Annotated in this window: 14 protein-coding genes and 1 tRNA gene; 1 reads left to right on the top strand and 14 read right to left on the bottom strand. The window is 71.3% G+C overall.

Translation table 11 applies throughout. The annotated features are described in order from the left end of the window. Positions 1 to 16: 16 nt before the first annotated feature. From V1351_RS05510 to V1351_RS05485, 6 genes are all read right to left on the bottom strand, one after another. A tRNA-Ala gene (locus V1351_RS05510) sits at positions 17 to 89 on the bottom strand. Between the two features lie 71 nt (positions 90 to 160). Then, positions 161 to 859 (bottom strand): histidine phosphatase family protein, encoded by a 699-nt coding sequence (locus tag V1351_RS05505; RefSeq protein ID WP_338751503.1) that lies wholly within the window; start codon positions 857 to 859, stop codon positions 161 to 163. Next, the gene (gene rsfS, locus V1351_RS05500; RefSeq protein WP_338751501.1) at positions 856 to 1,245 is read right to left on the bottom strand and encodes a ribosome silencing factor; all 390 of its coding nucleotides are present in this window, start codon (positions 1,243 to 1,245) and stop codon (positions 856 to 858) included. Before rsfS ends, V1351_RS05505 begins: the two co-directional genes overlap by 4 nt. A gap of 10 nt (positions 1,246 to 1,255) precedes the next feature. Then, positions 1,256 to 1,837: a nicotinate-nucleotide adenylyltransferase gene (nadD, locus tag V1351_RS05495; RefSeq protein WP_338751499.1), complete on the bottom strand. Its 582-nt coding sequence runs from the start codon at positions 1,835 to 1,837 to the stop codon at positions 1,256 to 1,258. Positions 1,838 to 1,854: 17 nt separating this feature from the next. Beyond that, positions 1,855 to 2,097, bottom strand: coding sequence for a hypothetical protein (locus V1351_RS05490; RefSeq protein WP_338751497.1), 243 nt, complete (start codon positions 2,095 to 2,097; stop codon positions 1,855 to 1,857). A 460-nt stretch (positions 2,098 to 2,557) separates the two neighbouring features. Then, the gene (locus V1351_RS05485; protein WP_338751495.1) at positions 2,558 to 3,823 is read right to left on the bottom strand and encodes a glutamate-5-semialdehyde dehydrogenase; all 1,266 of its coding nucleotides are present in this window, start codon (positions 3,821 to 3,823) and stop codon (positions 2,558 to 2,560) included. Positions 3,824 to 3,896: 73 nt separating this feature from the next. On the opposite strand from V1351_RS05485, the gene pdxY reads away from it, so the two are divergent. Then, positions 3,897 to 4,754: a pyridoxal kinase PdxY gene (pdxY, locus tag V1351_RS05480; RefSeq protein WP_338751493.1), complete on the top strand. Its 858-nt coding sequence runs from the start codon at positions 3,897 to 3,899 to the stop codon at positions 4,752 to 4,754. 5 nt (positions 4,755 to 4,759) lie between these two features. Here pdxY and proB read toward each other — a convergent pair whose 3' ends face one another. The 8 genes from proB to V1351_RS05440 form a co-directional block, all read right to left on the bottom strand. Then, the gene (gene proB / locus V1351_RS05475) at positions 4,760 to 5,881 is read right to left on the bottom strand and encodes a glutamate 5-kinase (protein ID WP_338751491.1); all 1,122 of its coding nucleotides are present in this window, start codon (positions 5,879 to 5,881) and stop codon (positions 4,760 to 4,762) included. Further along, positions 5,881 to 7,392, bottom strand: a complete 1,512-nt coding sequence (obgE, locus tag V1351_RS05470; RefSeq protein WP_338751489.1) for a GTPase ObgE — start codon at positions 7,390 to 7,392, stop codon at positions 5,881 to 5,883. The genes proB and obgE overlap by 1 nt, the downstream gene beginning before the upstream one ends. Before the next feature lie 94 nt (positions 7,393 to 7,486). After that, a complete protein-coding gene (gene rpmA, locus V1351_RS05465) occupies positions 7,487 to 7,750 on the bottom strand; it encodes a 50S ribosomal protein L27 (RefSeq protein ID WP_338751487.1) in 264 nt (87 codons plus the stop codon). A gap of 28 nt (positions 7,751 to 7,778) precedes the next feature. Then, positions 7,779 to 8,087: a 50S ribosomal protein L21 gene (gene rplU, locus V1351_RS05460; protein ID WP_338751485.1), complete on the bottom strand. Its 309-nt coding sequence runs from the start codon at positions 8,085 to 8,087 to the stop codon at positions 7,779 to 7,781. 255 nt (positions 8,088 to 8,342) lie between these two features. Then, positions 8,343 to 11,138, bottom strand: coding sequence for an Rne/Rng family ribonuclease (locus V1351_RS05455; protein WP_338751483.1), 2,796 nt, complete (start codon positions 11,136 to 11,138; stop codon positions 8,343 to 8,345). A 164-nt stretch (positions 11,139 to 11,302) separates the two neighbouring features. After that, entirely contained in the window at positions 11,303 to 12,034 is a 732-nt protein-coding gene (locus tag V1351_RS05450; RefSeq protein WP_338751481.1) for a TIGR03936 family radical SAM-associated protein, read from the bottom strand. 11 nt (positions 12,035 to 12,045) lie between these two features. After that, positions 12,046 to 14,913, bottom strand: a complete 2,868-nt coding sequence (locus V1351_RS05445; RefSeq protein WP_338751479.1) for an FAD-binding and (Fe-S)-binding domain-containing protein — start codon at positions 14,911 to 14,913, stop codon at positions 12,046 to 12,048. A 46-nt stretch (positions 14,914 to 14,959) separates the two neighbouring features. Next, the gene (locus tag V1351_RS05440) at positions 14,960 to 16,939 is read right to left on the bottom strand and encodes a TIGR03960 family B12-binding radical SAM protein (protein ID WP_338751477.1); all 1,980 of its coding nucleotides are present in this window, start codon (positions 16,937 to 16,939) and stop codon (positions 14,960 to 14,962) included. Positions 16,940 to 16,941 lie beyond the last annotated feature (2 nt).

Here is a 16,941-nt window from a genome sequence, read left to right as displayed (position 1 = left end):
CCTTCGTACCACTGGGTGGAGCTGAGGGGACTCGAACCCCTGACCCCCTCCATGCCATGGAGGTGCGCTACCAGCTGCGCCACAGCCCCGAGTGGGTTTCCCCGGTGAAGGGGACTGCGAGAGTTTAACCCGACGAACCCGCCGTTCACCAAATCGTGGGTCAGACCCCCTCCGCGGAGGCATTCCACTGCGTGATGCGCCAGCTGCTGCGGCCGGTGCCGGTGGTGCCGGCCTCCTCGACGACCGCCCAGTGGCAGTTGCCGAAGCCCCCGAGCACGCGCCAGGCCAACGACTGGTCGAGGCCGACGAGCTCGGCGACGAGGCAGCGGCCGGTGACGCCGTGCGTGGTGATGACGACGCACTCCTGCGGGTCCATGGTCGCGAGCAGCCCGTCCAGGGCCTGACGCGTGCGCCGGGCGACGTCCGCGAGGGACTCCCCGTGGCCGCCGCGCTTGAAGTCCTCACCGCTGATCAGCTTCTCGGCGTCCTGCGGGTACTGCGAGTACACCTGGTCGGCCGTCAGGCCCTGCCAGCCACCGGCGTGGATCTCCCGCCAGCGCTCGTCGACCCGCACCTCGAGGTCGCCGCTGGCAGCCGCGACCTCCTGTGCGGTGACGTGGGCCCGGGAGAGGTCCGAGGAGACCACCCGCGAGGGGCGAAGGGAGGAGATCGCCACGGCAGCGGCGCGCGCCTGCTGGTGGCCCAGGTCGGACAGCTCGTGGTCGAGCTGGCCCTGCCAGATCCCCTGGGCGTTGGAGACGGTCTGGCCGTGCCGCAGCACGACGAGGCGGCGGGGCTCCCCCTTCGTCGCCGTGCCGGTGGCGGCCTCGGCAGCGAGGGAGCGGGTCAGCTCGCTCACCGACCGCCCTGCGCCTGCTGCGAACCGACGACGCCGAGGTCGAGGTGCGGGCAGTCGCGCCACAGGCGCTCGAGGTCGTAGAAGTCGCGCTCCTCGTCGTGCTGGGCGTGCACGATGATGTCGCCGAAGTCGAGCAGGACCCACCGGCCGGGGCCGTTGCCCTCTCGGCGCAACGGCTTGGCCCGGGCCTTCTCCCGCAGGTCCTCCTCGACCGCATCGACGATCGCCTGCACCTGGCGCTCGTTGTCCGCGGAGATGATGAGGAAGATGTCGGTCAGCGGCATCTGCCCGGACACGTCGAGTCCGGTGATGCTCGTCGCGAGCTTGTCATGGGCGGCCCGGGCCGCGATGGTGGCGAGGTCGATGGCCTCTTGGGTGGCTACCACGGTCTGTCGGTCACTTCCGGTCGTCGGTGTAGAGCTGGTACTTGCTGATGTACTGCACGACGCCGTCCGGCACCAGGTACCAGACCGGCTCGCCGTCGGCGACGCGTGCGCGGCAGTCGGTGGAGGAGATCGCCATCGCCGGCACCTCCTGCAACGTCACCCGGTCCTGCGGCAGTCCCGACTCGCTGAGGTGGTAGCCGGGGCGGGTGACGCCGATGAAGTGCCCCAGCTCCCACAGCTCCTCGATGTCCTTCCACGACAGGATCTGCGCGAGGGCATCGGCGCCGGTGATGAAGAACAACTCGTCGTCCGGTCGCTGCGCGTGCAGGTCGCGCAGGGTGTCGATCGTGTACGTCGGTCCCCCACGGTCGATGTCCACCCGGCTGACGGTGAAGCGCGGGTTGGACGCCGTGGCGACCACCGTCATCAGGTAGCGGTGCTCGGCCGAGGAGACCGCCGAGTGCGCCTTCTGCCACGGCTTGCCGGTGGGCACGAAGACGACCTCGTCGAGGTCGAAGCGCGCCTGGACCTCGCTGGCTGCCACGAGGTGGCCGTGGTGGATGGGGTCGAAGGTCCCACCCATCACGCCCACCCGCCGGGGGCGCTTGCTCAGTGGTGGGCCTCGTCGTCGCCGTGACCGTAGACGCCGTGACCCTCATAGGGGTCCGTGGGCTCGTGCACGACGGTGTTCTCCGGGCGGGCCAGCTTGGTCGCGGCCTGACGGAAGGCGAAGAGGGCCGCAAGCATCATCGCGAAGACGACCAAGGACAACAGGCCGTAGACGAAGGGCGGGACCGGCAGCTCGACGTGGGTCTCGGCCCCGGCGAGAAGTGGGACAACGATGCTCAGCATGCCTCCATCCTACCGGCCCGACGAGGCGTGCTGGTGCCCGCGTCACCCGGCAGAGTTTGTCCACCGCATTCCTCCACAGGCATGTGGATGACCACGAGGGAAACACGGTGTCCCTGTGGACACCACCGCCCGGGACGGCCGTTCGCCGATCGAGCGCCCCATCCCTTGCCACCGGGCGCCGCCGCAGCGTAGAACAGTCCTCACACCGCGGTCGTAATCACCGCTCCCGAGGGGGCGTACGACCACAGGACCACAGGGATAACGACGTCAGCATGCCTGCTCGGGCCACACCGCGCAGGCCGTGGCGACCGCTGCGTCGGCGCCTCCTGGTCCACGTGTCACCGCGACGTGGCGGCTCATCCCGCGACGTCGTGCTGCCTGTCGCCGCAGGGTCGTGACGCGCACAGCGGACGAGGGCCCTCCCCGTACCGGGAGGGCCCTCGTCCTGCGTCCGCTCGGATCAGCCGCGGACCTGCCCGTCGCCCTCGACGACCCACTTCGTCGTCGTCAGCTCCGGCAGCGCCATCGGACCGCGGGCGTGCAGCTTCTGCGTCGAGATGCCGATCTCGGCGCCGAAGCCGAACTGCCCACCGTCGGTGAATCGCGTCGAGGCGTTGACGAGCACGGCCGCCGCATCGACCTCTGCGGTCCACCGGCGAGCGGCGGCCCGGTCCTCGGTGACGATCGCCTCGGTGTGCCCCGAGCCGTGGCGACGCACGTGCTCCATCGCGCCGTCCACGTCGTCGACGACCGCGACCGACATCTCCATCGCGAGGTACTCGCAGTCGTGGTCCTCGTCGGTGGCCGGCCGGACCTCGACACCCTCGGGAGCCAGGGCGACGACACGCTCGTCGCCGTGGAGCGTCACGCCCGCCGCCGCCAGGTCGGCCAGTGCCGCCGGCAGGAAGGTCGCGGCGATACCGGCATGCACCAGCAGCGACTCGGCGGCGTTGCACACACTCGGCCGGTGGGTCTTGGCGTTGAGCGTGATCGCCAGGGCCTTGGCCCGGTCGGCGGCGGCGTCGACGTAGACGTGGCAGTTGCCGACGCCGGTCTCGATCACGGGCACGGTCGACTCGGTGACGACGGCCCGGATGAGACCGGCTCCCCCGCGCGGGATGAGCAGGTCGACGAGCCCGCGGGCCGTCATCAGCGCCTTGACCGCGTCGTGGTCGCCCTCGAGGAGCTGGACGGCGTCCTGCGGCAGTCCGTGGCCGTCGAGCGCGGAGCGCAGGGCGGTCACGAGGGCGCGATTGGTGCTCGCCGCGGCGGAGCCGCCGCGCAGGATCATCGCATTGCCCGACTTCAGGCCGAGGCCGGCCGCGTCGACGGTGACATTGGGCCGGGCCTCGTAGATCATCCCGACGACACCCATCGGCACGCGCACCTGGCGGATCTGCAGGCCGTTGGCCAGGGTCGATCCGCGCACGACCTCACCCACCGGGTCGGGCAGCGCGGCCACGTCCCGCAGCGCCTGCGCGACGGCGGCGATGCGGTCCGCATCCAGGGTCAGGCGGTCGAGCAGACCGGGGGCTATCCCCCCTTCGCGTCCCCGCGCCAGGTCCTCGCCGTTGGCGGCGACGACGTCCTCGGTGGCGGCGTCGAGGGCGTCGGCGAGGGCGAGCAGGGCCGCGTCCTTCTCGGCGCGGGTGAGCAGCGCGAGGCGGCGGGAGGCGACGCGGCCCCGCTGCGCCAGATCACGGACTACGCAGGTGCTGTCGGTCATGCCTCCACAGTAGGAGGCATCCCCTCCCCCGCCGATGACGGTCCGGGAGGTGGGCAGTGGAAGAATGGCGCGAGTGACCACGACGATCCTGTCCATCCAGTCCCATGTCGCCTACGGACACGTCGGCAACTCCGCGTCCGTCTTCCCGATGCAGCGTCTCGGGGTCGAGGTGTGGCCGGTCAACACCGTGAACTTCTCCAACCACACCGGCTACGGCGCCTGGCGCGGGCCGCTGATGGACCCGGCGGACGTCGCCGACGTCATCACCGGTATCGGTGAGCGCGAGGCCTTCGGCGAGATCGATGCGGTCCTGTCCGGCTACCAGGGCGGCGAGGGCATCGGCGCGACGATCCTCGAGGCCGTCGCCAAGGTCAAGGCAGTCAACCCCGAGGCGATCTACGCCTGCGACCCGGTGATGGGCAACGAGGCGTCCGGCTGCTTCGTCCACGAGTCGATCCCGGTGCTGCTGCGCGAGAAGGTCGCCCCGAAGGCGGACCTGATCACCCCGAACCAGTTCGAGCTGGGGTATCTCACCGACACGCAGCCGCACACGCTCGACGAGACCCTCGCCTCGGTCGACCGGGCCCGCGAGATCGGGCCGAGCACCATCCTCGTGACCTCCGTGCTGCGGCCGGACCGTCCGGAGGGCACCATCGAGATGCTCGCCTGCCACGACGACGAGGCGTGGATCGTGCAGACGCCGCACCTTCCGCTGAAGGCCAACGGCTCGGGTGACGTCACCGCCGCCCTCTTCACCAGCCACTGGGTGCGCACGCACTCGCTGCCGGAGGCGCTCGGCCGGACGGTCTCCTCGGTCTTCGACCTGCTGCGCACGACGCACGACTCCGGCCGGCGCGAGCTGCAGATCGTCCAGGCGCAGGAGGTCTACGCCGACCCACGGATGCAGTTCGAGGTCACCCGGGTGCGCTGAGGCACCTAGAGGATGGCGAGGTGGTCCCGGTGGATGACCTCGCGCTCGTACTGCGGGCCGATGGCCTCGGCGAGCTCCTTGGTCGAGCGGCCCAGGAGGTGCGGCAGCTCACCGGAGGTGTAGTTGACCAGACCACGGGCGATGACCACGCCGTCGGGTCCGATGACGTCGATCGGGTCGCCGTCGGTGAAGGAGCCGGTCACCCCGGTGATCCCGGCCGGGAGCAGTGACCGGCCCCGCTCGCGAAGGGCGGTGACGGCCCCCGCGTCGATCTGCACCGAGCCACGGGGCGAGGTCGCGTAGGCCAGCCACAGGCCCCGTGAACCGCGGGAGCGCTCCCCCGGGAGGAAGACCGTGCCGACGTCCTCGCCGGCGATCGCCTCGGAGACCTGCTCGGCGCAGGTGAGCACCGTCGGGATGCACGCGGCGTGCGCGATCGTCGCCGCCTCGACCTTGGTGATCATGCCACCCGAGCCGACGGCCGACCCGGTGCCCCCGATGGAGATCCGCGCCAGCTCGCCCGGCTCCCGCACGACGGGGACCCGCTCGGCGTCCGGGTCGCTCGGTGAGGCGGTGTACAGCGCGTCGACGTCCGTGAGCAGCACGAGGGCGTCGGCGCGGATCAGCTGGGCGACGAGCGCCGCCAGCCGGTCGTTGTCGCCGAAGCGGATCTCGTCGGTGGCGACGGTGTCGTTCTCGTTGACGATCGGCACGACCCCGAGCCCGAGCAGCGAGTCCAGGGTGCGGCGGGCATTGGTGTAGTGCGTGCGCCGGGTGACGTCGTCGACGGTGAGCAGCACCTGGCCGATCGTGTGTCCGTGCCGACCGAAGGCCGCGTCGTAGGCGGACAGCAGCACGCCCTGCCCGACGCTGGCCGCGGCCTGCTGGCGGGCCAGGTCACGTGGACGGGTGCTCATCCCCAGCGGGGAGATGCCCGCGGCGATCGCACCCGAGGAGACGAGCACGACCTCGGTGCCGTCACCGTGGCGCACGGCGAGCGCGTTGACCAGCGCGGTCAGCCGCGCGACGTCGAGCTCTCCCCCGGCAGCGCTCGTCAGGGAGGACGAACCGACCTTGACCACGAGGCGTCGCGCGTCGGCCACCGCCCGCCGAGCGCCGTCGGACATCACTCGCCCTCGACCCAGTGACCGGACTCCCGCTCGGCGCGCAGCTCCTCGCGCGCGGCGCTCTGGGCGTCCTTGCGTGCGTGGAACTCCTCCCGGCGCTCGCTGGTGGTGCGGCGGGTGTTCTCGTCCAGGCGCAGGTCCTGCCCGCGGCCACCGAGCAACTCGGCACCACCGACGAGGGTGGGCTCCCAGTCGAAGACCACGGCGTTGTCCTCGGGGCCGATGAGCACCGTGGACCCGGCGACGGCACCGGCCCTGGTCAGCTCGTCCTCCACGCCGGCCCGGTTGAGTCGGTCGGAGAGGTAGCCGATCGCCTCGTCGTTGGCGAAGTCGGTCTGGTGCACCCAGCGGGTGACCTTGGCGCCGATGACCCGGAAGACCTCTCCCTCGGACGTCATCTCCCGGCGCACGACGAAGCCGGAGTCGTCGATGGCCTTGGGGCGCAGCACGACCCGCTGCGGTGTCGTCTCGCCGGCTGCGACCTCGGCCCGCGCCTCGAGCACGTGCCGTGCCATGGCGAAGGTGAGCTCCTTCAGGCCCTGGTGGGCCACGGCCGAGACGATGAAGACCTCGATGCCCCGCTCCTCGAGGTCGGGCTTGACCATCTCGGCGAGCTCCCGGGCCTCGGGGACGTCGGCCTTGTTCAGCACGACGATGCGGGTGCGCTGCGACAGCGGGAGACCACCAAGGGTGTCGTCGGCGACGTAGGCCGACAACTCCTCCTCGATGACGTCGAGGTCGGTCATCGGGTCGCGGCCCGGCTCGAGGGTCGCGCAGTCGATCACGTGGACGAGCACCGAGCAGCGCTCGACGTGGCGCAGGAACTCCAGACCCAGCCCCCGCCCTTCGCTCGCCCCCGGGATGAGGCCGGGCACGTCGGCGACGGTGTAGCGCATGTCGCCGGCGGTGACCACCCCGAGGTTGGGCACGAGGGTGGTGAAGGGGTAGTCGGCGATCTTCGGCTTGGCCGCCGAGAGGACCGAGACGAGCGAGGACTTGCCCGCGCTGGGGAAACCGATGAGGGCGACGTCGGCGAGCGACTTCAGCTCGAGCACGACATCGGTGGCCTCGCCGGGCTCGCCGAGCAGCGCGAAGCCGGGTGCCTTGCGGCGACGGCTGGCCAGCGCCCGGTTGCCGAGGCCACCACGGCCGCCCGTGGCCACGACGAAGCGTGCCTCGGCGCCGACGAGGTCGACCAGGACGTCGCCCTGGCCATTGGTCACGACGGTGCCCTCGGGCACGCGCAGGACGAGGTCCTCGCCGTTGGCGCCGTTCTTCTCGTCACCGGCACCGGGGGCGCCGTTGGTCGCGCGGCGGTGGGGGTTGCGGTGGTAGTCGAGGAGGGTCGTCACCTGCGGGTCGACGACGAGCACGACGTCGCCGCCGTGACCGCCGTTGCCCCCGTCGGGGCCACCGAGCGGCTTGAACTTCTCGCGGTGCACGGACGCGACCCCGTGGCCACCCTTGCCGGCCTCGACATGCAGGGTGACCCGGTCAACGAAGGTCGTCACGACCTCACCTCTTCTTCTTCGGGCATTCGGATGGGACGGCGAAGGGGGCAGGTCGAGTCGACCCGCCCCCTTCGCCTCACGCAGTGATCCCGCGTCAGCCGGCGGTACCCGCCGGGATGATGCTCACGGTCTTGCGGCCACGCTTGGAGCCGAACTGCACCTCGCCGTCGGCGAGGGCGAACAGCGTGTCGTCACCGCCGCGACCGACGTTGTCGCCGGGGTGGAAGTGGGTGCCGCGCTGGCGGACGATGATCTGACCGGTGCCGATGACCTCGCCACCGAAGCGCTTCACGCCGAGGCGCTGGGAATTGGAGTCGCGACCGTTCTTGGTCGAGGACACACCCTTCTTGGATGCCATGTCAGTGGTTCCTAACTCTCGGGAAGGCTCAGGCCTTGATGTCGGTGATCTTCAGCTGGGTCAGCGGCTGACGGTGACCTTGGCGACGGCGGTAACCGGTCTTGTTCTTGTACCGGGTGATGACGATCTTGGGGCCCTTGGCGTCCCCGACGACCTCGGCGGCCACGGAGGCCTTGGCCAGCGCGTCGACATCGCTGGTCACGGTCGAGCCGTCCACGAGGAGGATCGGCTTCAGGTCAACGCTGTCGCCGGCCTTGCCCTTGATCGAGTTGATGGTGATGGTGTCGCCGACGGAGACCTTCTCCTGGCGGCCACCCGCGCGAACGATCGCGTACATCAGTGGAACTCACTTTCGTTACTGGCGCACTCGCTCTGGTCTGACCGGCAAACAATCCGCGTGCCCACGGGCACGAAGCGTCCACACGGTGGGCGCACCAAGGATAGAGACTACCGTCGAGGGCCCTCGGCCCGCAAAACGCGACCACGTGCGCCCCACGAATATCGGGTCACCCGGTAATCCCCGGGTTCGCCGGAGTATGAAACCCCTGCGAACCCGGAGAAAGTCCGGCCGGGCACCCGGGGCGAAGGGGGATCAGGCCTGGGGTGGCCCCGCCTCGCTGGTGACTCGCTTGCGCTTGCGACGTGGCGGCGTGGCCGGCTCGGCCGGAGGGTCGGCCACCGGGGTCGTCGGGGCGGCCCCGCTCTCGCCCGCGATCGAGGTCAGCGGTGCGCTCGTGCTGGGCGCGGCCGCGGTCAGGTCGACGGGCTCGAGGGCCACCGGGGCCCCCGCGCTGGACGCCGCACGGCGACCGGCGCGTCGACGGGCCGGCTTCTTCGCCGGCTCCGGCTCCTTCGTCGGCTCCGGCTGCGGCTCCTTCGTCGGCTCCGGGGTGGTGTCGTCCGCCGCCGGCCGGGCGACTTCCGGCTCCTTCGACTGCTCCGGCGTCGGGGCCTTCACCTCGGGGTCACCGGTGGCCACGTCCTCGCTGGGACCGGGCTCGGCGATGCTCTTCACGGCCGCCGCGTGGGCAGCCGCCGCGATCTGGGCCGCGGTGCGCCCGTTGGCGTCCTTCTCCTCCTCGGGTGCGGACTTCGGCTGGGAGTCGTTGTTGCCTCCGCCGCCCTTGCCGCGGCCGCGGCGGGACTTGCCGCCCCCACCGTTGGAACCGCCACCGTTGCCGCCGTGGTCGTGTGCCACCGGCTCGTTGTGGACGATGAGGCCACGTCCGTTGCAGGCCTCACAGGTCTCGGAGAAGACGTCGATGAGGCCGGAGCCGACCCGCTTGCGGGTCATCTGGACCAGGCCGAGCGAGGTGACCTCGGCGACCTGGTGCTTGGTCCGGTCACGGCCGAGGCACTCCAGCAGACGTCGGACGACGAGGTCGCGGTTGGCCTCGAGCACCATGTCGATGAAGTCGACGACGATGATGCCCCCGATGTCGCGCAGCCGCAGCTGCCGCACGATCTCCTCGGCGGCCTCGATGTTGTTCTTCGTCACCGTCTCCTCGAGGTTTCCCCCGGAGCCGGTGAACTTGCCGGTGTTGACGTCGACGACGGTCATCGCCTCGGTGCGGTCGATGACCAGGGAGCCACCCGAGGGCAGCCAGACCTTGCGGTCCATCGCCTTGGAGATCCCCTCGTCGATCCGGTGCTCGGCGAAGACGTCCTTGTCGCCGGTCCACCTCTCGAGGCGGTCGGCCAGGTCGGGGGCGACGTCGTCGATGTAGCCCTTGATCTCGCCCCAGGCGCCGTCACCGGAGACGACCATCTTCGCGAAGTCCTCGTTGAAGATGTCGCGGATGACTCGCACGGTCATGTCCGGCTCGGCGTGCAGCAGCGTCGGCGCGCCGCCCGCCGAGGTCTTCTTGCCCATCTTGGCCTCGGACTTCTCGCTGATCCGGCCCCACGCCTTCGTCAGCCGCTCGACGTCGGAGGTCAGCTCCTGCTCGGAGGCGCCCTCTGCGGCCGTGCGCACGATGACCCCGGAGCTGTTCGGGACGACCTGCTTGAGGATCGACTTCAGGCGGGAGCGCTCCGTGTCGGGCAGCTTGCGCGAGATGCCGGTCATGTTGCCCTCGGGCACGTACACCAGGTAGCGGCCGGGCAAGGACACCTGCGAGGTCAACCGTGCACCCTTGTGGCCGATCGGGTCCTTCGTCACCTGGACGAGGACCGAGTCACCGGAGGAGAGCGCACTCTCGATACGGCGGGGCTGGCCGTTGCCGACGCCCTGTGCCTCCCAGTTGACCTCGCCGGCGTAGAGCACGGCGTTGCGGCCCTTGCCGATGTCGATGAAGGCGGCCTCCATGCTCGGCAGGACGTTCTGCACGCGGCCGAGGTAGACGTTGCCGACCATCGTCGAGGTCGTCTCCCGGGAGACGTAGTGCTCGACGAGCACGCCGTCCTCGAGGACACCGATCTGGGTCCGGTCCCCCTGCTGACGCACGACCATGACCCGCTCGACGCTCTCGCGGCGGGCGAGGAACTCGGCCTCGGTCATGACCGTACGGCGCCGGCCGGCCTCGCGGCCCTCGCGGCGACGCTGCTTCTTCGCCTCCAGACGGGTGCTGCCCTTGATGGCCTGCGGCTCGTTGCGTGTCTCGCGCACCTTGGTCACGGTGCCGGGCGGGTCGTCCTGACCCGAGTTGCCCCCACCATTGCCGTTGCCCCCACCGCCACGGCGGCGGCGACGGCGGCGACGGGAGCCGCCCGAGGACTGACCGTCCTCGCCGGAGTCGTCGTTGTCGTTGCTCGAGTCGTCGGACGAGTCGTCGGAGTTGTCGGACGAGTTGTCGTCCTGCCCCGATGAATCACCGCCACGGCCACGACCCCGCCCGCGTCCGCGGTTGCGCCCGCCGGAGGACGTGTGGGAGCCGCTGTCCCCGTCGTCCGAGGAGTCGTCCGCGGACTCCTTGTTCGAGGAGTCCTTGCCCGAGGAGGCCTTGTTCGAGGAGTCCTTGCCCGATGAGCCCGACCCGGTGGAGCCGTTGCCGTCGCTGGCCGAGTCCGACTCGTCGGAGGAGTCGGACGACCGGTTGCGACCGCGTCCGCCTCGGCGACGACGCCGGTTGCGACCCCCCTCGTCCTGGTTGTCCGAGTCATTGTCCGAGTCGTTGTCCGAGTCGTCACCCTGCTGCGGGTCGTTGTCGTCGCGGGAGTCCTGCTCGTCCTCGTCGTCGGGCTCGGGGTCGCGCCGGCGCCGCTTCGGAGCGGGGACGGGGGCGGGCGGCTGGAAGAGGAGCCCGAAGCCCGGAGCCGGAGCGGCGGGCGCCTGCTCCCGGGGCTGCTCGTCCTCGGTGGTGGTGGTGGTGTCGGGCTGGTCGCTCGTGCCGACCTGGGCCGTGGTCTCGGTCGATTCCTCGACCGGGTTCTCGTGCTCGGGAGCCATGCGGCACCTCCAGCGCCGGCGGCCGTGCCCCACACCGGCACCTCAGGGGTGCGACCAGACCGCTGGCGCGGCGTTCGCGGGCTCTGGTGGCCCGCGGAAGCAAATCCGTGTTGCCTCGAGGTGGCTCGCGTCGTGCGCGGCACCCCCACGGGGCCGGCGGCGGCTCAGTCGGCGGCCAGTGGATCGGCCACGCTCTCGGTCTCGCTGCTCCAGATCCCCTGCGCCAACCGGGTCGCGATCGGTGACCGCGGCGGCGCGAACGAGGTGGCAGCGGTGATCGCGCTGAGGACGTCGTCGGGGCGAACGGCAGGTGTGGTGTGCCGCACGACCATGGCCAGTATCGCACAGCCGTCGTCATCGACGCCGGTACGCGCCCACTCCACGGGCCCGCGCGCGTCGTAGGACTTCATCCCGCGCTTGAACATCCGCTCCACCTCGATCCTGTCCGCGGCGAGGAATCCGGCGACGGCCACCTCCAGGTCGGCCACCTCCACGCCGGGGAAGCGCAGTTTCCAGCGGCTCGCCTGCAGCAGGTCCGCGAGCGCCCCCGGGCGGGCCTCGACGACCCTGACGATGTCCAGCCCGTCGGGCAGTGCCTCGTCCAGGGCCGTGGCCACGGCGTCGGGGTCGACCTGCTCGGTCACCGAGATCTCGAAGTACTCCGCCTCGCTCGCCGCCCCCGTGGCGGCCCCGTTGGCGTAGGAGATCTTCGGGTGCGGGTGGAACCCGGCGGAGTAGGCCATCGGCACCCCGGAGCGGCGCAGCGCGCGCTCGAGCGCCCGCCCGAAGTCACGGGTCGAGGAGTGGCGAAGCCGTCCGCGGCGGGCGTACTGGATGCGCAACTTCTGGACAGCAGGTGGCGGGGGTGGCCCGTCGGGGGTGCGTTGCTTGGCCATGGGGGTCAAGCCTAGGCGTCGCGCGCGAGCAGCTCGACCAGGTGCACGCCCTCGCGGTCGGACAGGTCGGCGATCTGGGTCTGGCAGGAGAAACCGTCCGCGAGGACGACGGTGTCCGCCGCCGCCTCCCGGATCGCCGGGAGCAGCTGCTGCTCCGCGACCCGGACCGAGACGTCGTAGTGCCCGATCTCCACCCCCCAGTTCCCGGCCAGACCACAGCAGCCACCCAGTCGGGTGACCGCGGCGCCGGTCCGCGCGAGCAGGGCCTCGTCGGCGCTCCAGCTCATCACCGCGTGCTGGTGGCAGTGCGGCTGGGCGACGACCTCGGTCCCGGTCAGGTCGGGCGCGCTCCACCGACCCTCGTCGATGGCCGTGCCGAGCAGCTCGGCGACCGTGCGCACGGCGGTCGAGACCGTGCGCGCCGCGGCGGAGTCGACCAGCCGCGGCAGGTCGTGGCGCAGGGCCGCGGTACAGCTGGGCTCCATGCCCAGCACCGGGATGCCCGCGTCGACCGCCGGGGTGAGCACGCGGACGGCGGTCGCCAGGGTCGACTTCGCTGCGTCGAGCTGGCCGGTGGAGATCAGGGTCAGGCCGCAGCACAACGACTCCGCCGGGACGAAGGGGGTGAACCCGGCCTCCCGCAGCAGCGCCACCGTCGTGCGTCCGACGTGCGGTGAGAAGTGGTCGGTGAAGGAGTCGACGAAGATCGCGACGGGGTGGTCGGCGCCGGCCATCTGCGCGGCCGAGGCGATCATCCCTTCGCGCTCCACCCAGGTGCGGAAGGTCTCCGGCGCGAAGGTGGGCAGGTTGCGGCGCGGGTCCACGCCGGCGGCGGGGAGGGTGAGCTTCTTCAGGCCCGGCAGCGAGGTCATCGCGTTGACCAGGCGTGGTGCGCGCGAGGCGATCCGCGCCAGCTGCGGCAACCGGCCGAGCGAGTAGTGGCTCCGGGGGCGGATGCGTCCCTGCCACGTCTGGTGCAGCGCCTCGGCTTTGTACGTCGCCATGTCGACACCGGTCGGGCAGTCGCTGGCGCAGCCCTTGCAGGACAGGCACAGGTCGAGGGCGTCGTGGACCTCGGGCGAGCGCCAGCCCCCGGTGTCCGTGGAGCCGTTGAGCATCTCCTGCAGGATCCGGGCACGGCCGCGGGTGGAGTCCTTCTCCTCGCCCGTCGCCTGGTAGCTGGGACACATGACCGTCGTGGACGTACCGGCTGCACGGCACTTGCCGACGCCGGTGCAGCGGTGGACGGCCTGGCTGAAGTCGCCCCCGTCCTCCGGGTAGCCGAAGGCCAGCGGCACGGCGGCCTTGCGGGCGGCCGGGATGCGCAGGTCGGCATCGACGGGCGCCGGATCGACGAGGACGCCGGGACCCAGCAGGTTGGTCGGGTCGAAGGCGTGCTTGACCGCGCCGAAGAGCGCGATCGCCTCGGGGCCGTACATCCGCGGCAGCAGCGCCGAGCGAGCCCGCCCGTCGCCGTGCTCCCCCGAGAGCGATCCGCCGTGGGCGGCGACGAGGTCGGCGGCCTCCTCGACGAGCGAGCGGTACCGCTCCTGCGCGCCGGGGGTGTCCAACTCGATGTCGAGGCGGATGTGCAGGCAGCCGTCGCCGAAGTGCCCGTACGGCAGGCCCTGGACGTCGTGCTCGTCGAGGAGGTCGTCGAAGGCGCGCAGGTAGTCACCGAGCCGGTCCGGTGGCACGGCCGCGTCCTCCCAGCCCGCGTGGGCGGGACGGTCGCGCTGCGAGCGCGCGGACAGGCCGGCGCCGTCCTCGCGGATCTTCCACAGCGCGCGTGCCTGCGTCGGGTCGGTGACGATGCGGGCGTCGAACGGCTCGATCTCGCGACAGATGCGTTCGGCGGCGGCGACGGCCTCGGCCCGGTCCCCGCCCGGGACCTCGACGAGCATCCACGCGGCACCCGCCGGCAGGTCCGGGACGGCGCGGGGGCCACGCCGCACGCGGACGACGTCGACGATGCGGGAGTCGATGCCCTCGGCCGCGACCGCGCCCAGGCCCTTGAGCAGGTGGGCGACGTCGCCCGCGGCGTAGATGTCGGGGAAGCCGAGCACGGCCAGCGCCGTCTCCGGCGGGTCCTCCACGAGACGCACCCGGGCGTGGGTCGCCACGGCCAGGGTTCCCTCGGACCCGACGAGCATGCGTCCGATGTCGAGCCCCCGCTCGGGCGCGAGGTGCTCCAGGGCGTAGCCGGAGACCTGCCGCCCGAAGGTGCCGAACTCGGTGCGGATCGTCGCCAGGTGGGCGTCTCGTAGGTCGGTCAGCCGGGCCACCAGGGCGTCGTCACCGGTGAGCGAAGGGGGTCCCCCCGCCACTCCGGTGGTCGCGGCCAGGCGCGTGCCCGCCGCGGTGAGCAGGTCCATGCCGACGATGTTGTCGCTCGTGCGGCCGTACCCGAGTGCGCGGTTGCCGCAGGCGTTGTTGCCGATCATGCCGCCGACGGTGCAGCGCGAGTGGCTGCTGGGGTCGGGGCCGAAGCGCAGTCCGACGCGTCGGGCCTGCGCCTGCAGGGTCGCGTGGACCGCGCCGGCCTCGACGAGCGCGGTGCGCGAGTCCGGGTCGACCTCGAGGACGCGACCCATGTACCGCGAGGTGTCGATGACGATGCCCGGGCCGATCGCGTTGCCCGCGATGGAGGTGCCACCACCGCGCGCGGTCAGCGGGATGCCGAGCTCACGGGCGACCGCGAGTGTCGCCTCGATCTCGCCGGTCTCCCGGGGGAAGACGACGGTGCGCGGCGGGATCCGGTACAGCGACGCGTCGCTGGAGTACATCCCCACCGTCAACGGGTCGCTGCGCACATCCGCCACCCCGGAGCGGCGCAGGGCCTCGTCGAGCTCGGTGTGCCTGACGGTCATCGCACTCATGGACCGATTGTCCCCCTTCGTCGTGCCCCGTGTACGGACCCGTCCGTCAGGAGCGGACCATCGACTCCTTGCCGGAGCCGAGGACGGTCAGCGGCAGCAGGGTCTTGCCCGTCGGGCCGACCTCGATGTCCGTCCCCATCTGGGGGCAGACACCGCAGTCGAAGCACGGCGTCCAGCGGCAGTCCTCGACCTCGGTCTCGTCGAGGGCGTCCAGCCAGTCCTGCCAGAGCCACTCCTTGTCCAGGCCGGAATCGATGTGGTCCCAGGGCAGGACCTCGGCCTCCTCGCGCTCACGGGTGGTGAACCAGTCGACGTCGACGCCGGTTCCCTCGAAGCCCTTCTCCGCCGCGGCCATCCAGCGGTCGTAGGAGAAGTACTCGCTCCAGCCGTCGAAACGACCACCGTCGCGCCAGACCTGCTCGATGACGCGACCGACGCGGCGGTCACCGCGCGAGAGCAGTCCCTCGACGATGCCCGGCCGGCCGTCGTGGTAGCGGAAGCCGATGGAGCGGCCGTACCGCTTGTCGGCCCGGATGGCGTCCCGCAGCTTGTGCAGGCGCTCGTCGGTCTGCTCGGCGCCCAGCTGCGGCGACCACTGGAAGGGGGTGTGCGGCTTGGGCACGAAGCCACCGATGGAGACGGTGCACCGGATGTCGTTGTGGCCGGCGACCTCGCGGCCGGTCTCGATGACGCGCTTGGCGACCTCGGCGATCTGCAGGACGTCGTCGTCGGTCTCCGTCGGCAGGCCGCACATGAAGTACAGCTTCACCTGGCGCCAGCCCGCACCGTAGGCGGCGGAGACGGTGCGGATGAGGTCCTCCTCGGTGACCATCTTGTTGATCACCTTGCGGATGCGCTCGGAGCCCCCCTCGGGAGCGAACGTCAACCCGGACCGGCGACCGTTGCGGGTCAGCTCGTTGGCCAGGTCGATGTTGAAGGCGTCCACGCGCGTGCTCGGCAGCGACAGGCCGGTGTTGGTGCCCTCGTAGCGGTCGGCGAGACCCTTGGCCACGTCGCCGATCTCGGAGTGGTCGGCGCTGGAGAGCGAGAGCAGGCCCACCTCCTCGAAGCCGGTGGCCTGCAGGCCCTGCTCGACCATCTCGCCGATACCGGTGATCGAGCGCTCGCGCACCGGTCGGGTGATCATGCCCGCCTGGCAGAAACGGCAGCCGCGGGTACAGCCGCGGAAGATCTCCACGCTCATCCGCTCGTGGACGGACTCCGCGAGGGGAACGAGCGGTTGCTTCGGGTAGGGCCACTCGTCCAGGTCCATCACCGTGTGCTTGTCCACGCGCCACGGCACACCGGACTCGACCGGGACCACGCGCTGGATGCGCCCATCGGGCAGGTAGTCGACGTCGTAGAACGCCGGCACGTAGACGCCCCCGGTCGCGGCGAGGCGACGCAGCACCTCGACGCGGCCGCCGGGACGGTCCTGCGCCTTCCACTCGCCGATGATGTCGGTCGCGGTGAGCACGGCCTCCTCGCCGTCCCCGATGATCGCGGCGTCGACGAAGTCGGCGACCGGCTCGGGGTTGAAGGAGGCGTGGCCACCCATGATGACCAGCGGGTGCTCGTCGGTGCGTTCGCTGCTGTGCAACGGGATGCCCGCGAGGTCGAGCGCGGTGAGCATGTTGGTGTAGCCCAGCTCGGTGGAGAAGCTCAGGCCGAAGACGTCGAAGTCGCCCACCGGGCGGTGCCCGTCGACGGTGAACTGCGGCAGGTCGTGCTCCCGCAGGAGGGCCTCCAGGTCGGGCCAGACGGCGTAGCTGCGCTCAGCGAGCGCGTCCGGACGCTCGTTGAGCACCTCGTAGAGGATCATCACGCCCTGGTTGGGCACGCCGACCTCGTAGGCGTCGGGATACATCAGCGCCCACCGCACGGTCAGCTCCTCGCCGCCGGGGCCGTGACCGCCGACCTGCCAGTCCTTGACCGTGGAGTTCAGCTCGCCGCCGACGTACTGGATGGGCTTGCTGACCTTCTCCAGAAGGGGCTCGAGGGCAGGGTAGATCGTCTCACCGGTCATGG

Source organism: Janibacter sp. A1S7 (genome assembly GCF_037198315.1).
In the GTDB taxonomy this organism is placed as follows: domain Bacteria; phylum Actinomycetota; class Actinomycetes; order Actinomycetales; family Dermatophilaceae; genus Janibacter; species Janibacter alittae.
This window is presented reverse-complemented; position numbering and strand designations above follow the sequence as displayed.